2 protein-coding genes are annotated in these 1192 nt (G+C 56.0%); one reads left to right on the forward strand and one right to left on the reverse strand.

Annotation, left to right across the window (positions count from 1 at the left end; all coding sequences use genetic code 11):
• Positions 1–222: ATP-binding protein (locus ACXJ7R_RS33530; protein WP_457155538.1), on the forward strand; the 222-nt coding region annotated here is incomplete at its 5' end.
• A 212-nt stretch (positions 223–434) separates the two neighbouring features.
• Here ACXJ7R_RS33530 and ACXJ7R_RS33535 read toward each other — a convergent pair.
• Complete coding sequence (locus tag ACXJ7R_RS33535) at positions 435–1172, reverse strand: response regulator transcription factor (protein WP_457155539.1); 738 nt, start codon at positions 1170–1172, stop codon at positions 435–437.
• Between the last annotated feature and the right edge of the window lie 20 nt (positions 1173–1192).

Below are 1192 nucleotides of genomic sequence, written 5' to 3' on the forward strand. Positions count from 1 at the left end.
GTCAGTGTCTGCAACAGAGGCCCAACGGTCCCCGCGAACACCGAACCGCTTTTTGGACCGTTCGCCTCCACTCGAGCCTCCCCGTCTAGCGAACACCACGGACTCGGTCTGTATCTCGTACGGCTAGTGGCGGAACAGCACGGGGGCACAGCTGGTCTGGAGAATCTCGATGATGGCTCCGGGGTGGTGGCTTCGCTGTCTATACCACTACGTGAGACCTAGCAGCGTTCATCAAACAAGCGCAGCGCTTACAAAAGGCCGCTTCTTGCAACAGGGTTCGCGGCTGGTGTGCTCGCGAACCGGCCTGATGCGGTTGCCAGATGGGACAGCCGATATCTCTTGCATCACTCCCCAATCCTGCTGAGTCGCTTGTTTCGAACCTATGCGTCAGATCCTCATTGAGACATGCTGGCGTTGAAGGCAGACTGGCAAAGCTAGTCTTCCAGCCAGCGGTACCCCCGAGCTCGCTCGGACTTAATGCAAGTGAAGCTGGAGGAGAATTTTTGGATTTCCTCTCTGATGGACTTGATATGTACCACAATCGTGTTGGGCTGAACCGTAATGTTAGCGGAATGCATCAGTTCGGTTATCGACCGGACTTCTCCTCTATGCGTGAACAGATCGCGTAGAATCCAAAATTGCGTGAGCGATAGCTCTAGGGCGTGTCCGTCCCAATATGCACGAGACAGTCGATCATCAATTCTGAGCAATGACGCGCCTTGGGGCGTCTTCACCGAATTTGTGCTTGCGGCTTCGGCGCGAAGCGCCTCGACTCGCCGTATCAGCGCATTGACCCGAGCAGCCAGGTAAGCTCCGGAAATAGTCTTACCGAGATAGTCATCCGCCCCAATGCGCAAGCCGCTTATGCGATCAGGCTCTGCATCGTGCTCGGTGAGAAATATGATGGGAACCGCCTTGCTCATTTCGCGGAACCGGCGGCACAAGTCAAACCCCGCCTCGTAGTCATCGCCGAGGGTCACATCTAAGATTACAACGTCGARGGGCTCACTGACGAACGTGGCGACTGCGTCAGTCGGGTTATCACAGGCACTGACTAAGAATCGGTGAGCGCTTAGCAGCGTCTCGTAATTGCTTCGCAGCACCGGATCGTCCTCGACGAGAAGGATCCGTCGTTTGACCGGCGCTTCCGAGAGGCGTTGTTCCGCCTGCATTTCGCATGATCCTTATGGTT

It is taken from the genome of Mesorhizobium sp. P5_C1 (assembly GCF_054049815.1).